The 5,399-nt window shown below is 72.1% G+C and carries 2 protein-coding genes; both read right to left on the bottom strand.

Annotation, left to right across the window (positions count from 1 at the left end; genetic code table 11):
* Nucleotides 1–1,884: type I polyketide synthase (locus AC07FT_RS36225; protein ID WP_479180421.1), on the bottom strand; the 1,884-nt coding region annotated here is incomplete at its 3' end.
* Between the two features lie 14 nt (nt 1,885–1,898).
* The coding region (locus AC07FT_RS36220) for a type I polyketide synthase (protein WP_479180420.1) at nt 1,899–5,399 on the bottom strand (3,501 nt) is incomplete at its 5' end.

The following is a 5,399-nucleotide window of genomic DNA, read 5'->3' as shown; positions in this document are numbered from 1 at the left end:
CGCCACCTCCACCGCGAACAACACCACCTGCGTGAACTCCGTCGAGTTCAACACCGCAGCCTCAGCGCCCAGCAGCTCCCGCACCGAACGACCCAAACGCGGATCCAGCTCAGCACACACCTCATCCAAGGTGCGGTCGAACACCGGGAACACCCCGGCCAACTCCAGACCCATCCCCGAACGCTGCGAACCCTGCCCCGTGAACAAAAACGCGGTCTGCCCCGCGACACCGGACTCCGGCGCCACATCGGCCAGGCGTGCCAACAGCTCATCACGGTCCGTCGCGACCACCACCGCACGACGGTCGAGCAGCGCCCGTGATGTCACCAGCGAGTACGCGGTGTCCACCAGCGAGAGTTCCGGCCGGGAGACCAGATGCGCACGCAGCCGCTCCAGCTGTGCACGCAGCGCCGTGTCCGTCCGGGCGGAGACCACGACCGGCAGCGGAGCCTCGGACGCGGTGCGCTCCCCGGCCACCGGCTCCTCGACCGGGGCCTCCTCCACGATGATGTGCGCATTGGTGCCGCTCACACCGAACGACGACACACCCGCACGACGCGGACGACCGTCGGCCGGCGCCCACTTCCGGGCCTCGGTCAGCAGCTCGACACGGCCGGACTCCCAGTCCACGTGCGGCGACGGCTCGTCCACGTGCAGGGTCGACGGCAGCAGATCGTGCCGCATCGCCATCACCATCTTGATCACACCCGCGACGGCCGCTCCGGCCGAGGTGTGACCGATGTTGGACTTGATGGAGCCCAGCCACAGCGGGTCCCCGTCACGGTCCCGGCCGTAGGTGGCCAGCAGCGCCTGGGCCTCGATCGGGTCGCCCAGTTTGGTACCCGTTCCATGGCCGTCGACCGCGTCCACATCGGACGGACGCAGCCCGGCACTGGCCAGAGCCTGTCGGATGACCCGCTCCTGGGAGGGGCCGTTCGGCGCGGTCAGACCGTTGCTCGCACCGTCCTGGTTGAGCGCGGTGCCCCGGATGAGGCCGAGGATGCGGCGGCCGTTGCGCTTCGCGTCCGACAGCCGCTCCAGCACCACCATGCCGAGCCCGTCGGAGAAGCCGGTGCCGTCCGCCGACGCCGCGTACGCGCGGCAGCGGCCGTCCGTCGACAGACCGCGCTGACGGCTGAACTCCCGCAGCATGAACGGGCTGGGCATGAGGGTCACACCACCGGCGAGGGCGAGCGAGCACTCACCCGCCCGCAGGGCCTGCACGGCCATGTGCAGTGCGACGGCCGAGGAGGAGCACGCGGTGTCCACCGACACCGCCGGGCCCTCCAGGCCGAGGAGGTAGGAGATCCGGCCGGACGAGACGCTGGCCGCGCCACCGGTGAGCTGGAAGCCCTCCACCTGGGCCACGTCCTTCTCCGGCCCCATGCCGTAGTCCGTGACGCTGAGGCCGCAGTAGACACCGGTGTCGGAGCCGCGCAGCGAGGTCACGTCGATACGGGCGTCCTCGAACGCCTCCCATGACGCCTCCAGCAGCAACCGCTGCTGCGGATCCATGGCCGTCGCCTCGCGCGGGCTGATCCCGAAGAACTCCGCGTCGAACTCCCCGATGCGGTCCACGAAACCGCCGCCCCGGGCGTAGACCTTGCCCGTCTGCTCGGGGTCCGGGTCGTAGAGCCGTTCCAGGTCCCAGCCGCGGTCGTCGGGCAGTCCGGTGATGGCGTCACGCCCCGAGGCCACCAGCTCCCACAGCTCCTCGGGCGAGGTCACCCCACCCGGGTAACGGCAGCTCATGCCAACGATGGCCAGCGGTTCGGTCGCCCGGGACTCGACCTCCTCCAACTGCGCTCGGGTCTCGTTGAGTTCGACCGCGACTTTCTTGAGGTAGCGGACGAGCTTTTCCTGCTGATCGATGTTCTCCGTCATTCCTGTGTCCCCCGTCACGCGTCGCCCAACTCCACATCGATCATCTGGAAGATCTCCTCGGCCGTGGTGGCCGCCTCGATCCGCTCCTTGGCGTTCTGCTTCTTGTCGCCCTGACCGCCGTCTCCCGCGGTGGCCACGGCACTGGCGCTGATACCGGAGAGCAGGGTGCGCAGGCGCTTGGCCACCCGCTGCTGCTCATCCGCGGAGCTCGTGGCGAGCATGTCCTCCAGCTTCCTCATCTCCTGGTCGATGAGGGGTTCGGCCTGTTCCCCGCCGCCGACCTCCGACAGCACGAGCTCGGCGACCGCGGCCGGTGTGGGGTGGTCGAACACGAGCGTGGCGGGCAGTCGCACCCCCGTGGCCTGGGCGAGCCGGTTGCGCAGCTCCACCGCGCTCAGCGAGTCGAAGCCGATGTCCTTGAACGCCCGCTCCGGCTCGATGGACGCGGCCGACGCGTGGCCGAGTACGGCGGCCACCTGGGCCTGTACCAGTTCGAGGACGACCCGTCCCCGGTCCGCCTCCGGCACTCCGGCCAGACGCTGTGCGAGCGCTCCCGCACCGGTGTCGACCACCCGGGCCGGGGCCCTGACCAGGCCGCGCAGCAGCGGCGGGAGCATTCCGGCGCGCGCCTGGGCGCGCAGCGCGGTCGTCTCCAGCAGGACGGGGGCCACCACGGCGGCGTCCACGTCCAGTGCCTGGTCGAACAGCGCGGGGCCGGTCCCGGCGGTGAGCGCGCTGATGCCCATGCGCTCCAGTCGGGCGAACTCGGCTTCGTCCAGGCGGGCGGCCATGCCCGCGTCCGACCACAGGCCCCAGGCCAGCGAGGTGGCGGGCAGTCCCGCGGCCCGCCGGACCCCGGCCAGCGCGTCCAAAGTGGCGTTCGCGGCGGCGTAGTTGCCCTGGCCGGGGCTGCCGATGAGGGCGGACACCGAGGAGAACAGCACGAACGCGGAGAGATCGGCGTCGGCGGTCAGCTCGTGCAGATGCCACGCCGCGTCCACCTTCGGCCGCATGACCCGCTCGATGTGCTCGGGCGTCAGCGCCTCGACCACACCATCGTCCAGCACACCCGCGGTGTGCACCACACCGGTCAGCGGGTGCTCCAGGGCGCCGAGTACGGCAGCCAGCTGGTCGCGGTCGGACACGTCGCATGCGGCGACCCGTGCGTGGCAGCCCAGGGCATCCAGTTCGGCCACCAGCTCGGCGGCACCTTCGGCCTCCGGGCCGCGGCGGCTGAGCAGCAGCAGATGACGGACGCCACGGGTGGTGGCGAGGTGCCGGGCGAACACGGCGCCGAGGCCACCCGTACCACCGGTGATCACCACCGTGCCCTCGGGGTCGAACGCGGTCGCCGACTCACCGGCGGACCCACGGGACAGCCTCGGTGCCAGCACCCGGCCGTCGCGCACGGCGAGCTGCGGCTCCTCCGCGTCGCACAGCGTGCCCCAGTCGGGCTCGCGGCCGTCGAGGTCCACCAGTACGAACCGCTCGGGGTGTTCGGACTGGGCGCTGCGCAGCAGACCCCAGACCGCCGCCTGGACCGGGTCGGGAGTTTCGCCACCGAGGGCGTCGACGGCACCGCGGGTGGCGACGACCAGCCGGGCCTCGCCCAGCCATTCGCTCGCCAGCCACCGCTGCACCAGCGCCAGTGCCTCGGCGGTGGCTTCGCGGGCGGCCCCGGCCACCTCGCCGTCCCGGGTGTCGACCGTGGCCAGGACCAGTTCCGGCGCGGGGGCGCCGTCGGCCACGGCCCGTTCCAGATCGGCCACGGACCGCTCGGGTTCGGCCAGGTCGCCGAGCACCGCGACCCGTGCGGACCGGTTCGCGCCCAGGGTCACCGGGGTCCAGTCGAGCTGGTACACCGACTGGCCGCCGCCCCGGCGCAACCGCTCCAGCTGGGCGGGTTCGACCTGACGCATGTCCAGGCGCTCCAGCGTCAGCACCGGCTCGCCCTGTTCGGACACCACGTCCACGCGCAGCGCCGTGTCACCCGCGGGCGAGATCCGCACCCGGACCCGGGACAGTCCCGGACGCCCACCGGACACCTTCGACCAGGAGAACGGCAGGATCGTCGCCCCGCCGTCCGAGCCCTTCTCGGCGAAGGCGCCGTGCAACGACGCGTCGAACAGGGCCGGATGGAGACCGAAGCCCTCACCGCCGGTGTCACCCGGCAGCGCCACGTCGGCGTACACCACGTCGCCGACGCGCCAGGCGGTGCGCACACCCTGGAACACCGGCCCGTAGTCGAAGCCGAGCTCGGCCATCCCCGCGTACAGCACGCTTCCGGTCATCTCCACCCCGTCGGCGGGCGGCCATTGCGCCGGAAGCCACGACGACACCGCCGCGGCGTCCTCGGCGGCCAGCCAGCCACGGGCGTGGCAGGTCATCCCGGCGTCGTCACCGGCACCGGTCCGCGCGAAGACCATCACCTCACGGCGGCCGTCGTCACCGGCCGTACCGACGGTGACGCGCAGTTGTGCGGTGGTCCCTTCCTCCAGCAGCAGCGGGGACTCCATCACCAGTTCGTCCACCACGGGCGCACCCACCCGGCGGCCGGCGGCCATCGCCAGGTCCACCCAGGCCGTACCGGGCACGATCATCACGCCCAGGACGACGTGGTCGCGCAGCCACGGCTGCGCCTCGGCGGAGAGGCGGCCGGTGAACACCCACTCGTCGCGGTCACCGACCTGCACGGCGGCGGCCAGCACGGGGTGCTCGACCTGATCGAGACCGGCCGCACCCACATCACCGGCCCGCGCCGACGGCATCAGCCAGTAGTTCTCGCGCTGGAAGGCGTAGGTGGGCAGGTCCACCCGGCGAGCGCCCGTTCCGGCGTACACCGCGTTCCAGTCCACGCCGACACCGGCGGTGTGAGCCTGACCCAGCGACAGCCAGAACCGGCTGAGGCCGCCCTCGTCCCGGCGGAGCGAACCCGCCACGGCCACGCGGCCCGTCGCGTCCCGTGCCTCGACGGTCTCCTCGACCGCCATGGTGAGCACGGGGTGCGGGGACATCTCCAGGAAGCACCCGGTGCCGTGGTCGATGAGCGCGCGGATGGCGGGCTCGAAGCCGACCGGGCTGCGCAGGCTGGTGTACCAGTACGCGGCGTCCATGGTGGCGGTGTCGACGAACGCGCCGACCGCCGTGGAGTACACGGGGACCTTCCCCGCCGTCGGGACCACCGGCGCCAGCGTCTCCAGGAGCTCCGCTTCCAGTGCCTCGACGTGTGCGGTGTGGGACGCGTAGTCGACGTTGACCCGACGGGCCCGGATCTCCTCGCGCTCGCACACCGCCATCACGGCGTCCAGGGCCTCCGGTTCACCGGCGACCACCACGGCAGCCGGGCCGTTGACGGCCGCAACCGAGATCCGGCCCTCATACGGGGTGATCAGCTCTTCGACGCGCTCCACCGGCAGCGCCACCGACATCATCCCGCCCAGCCCCGCCAACCGGTCACGCACCAACTGACTGCGCACCGCCACGATGCGCGCCGCATCCGGCAACGACAGCGCACC

This window comes from Streptomyces sp. NPDC045899 (assembly GCF_056431485.1).
This window is presented reverse-complemented; position numbering and strand designations above follow the sequence as displayed.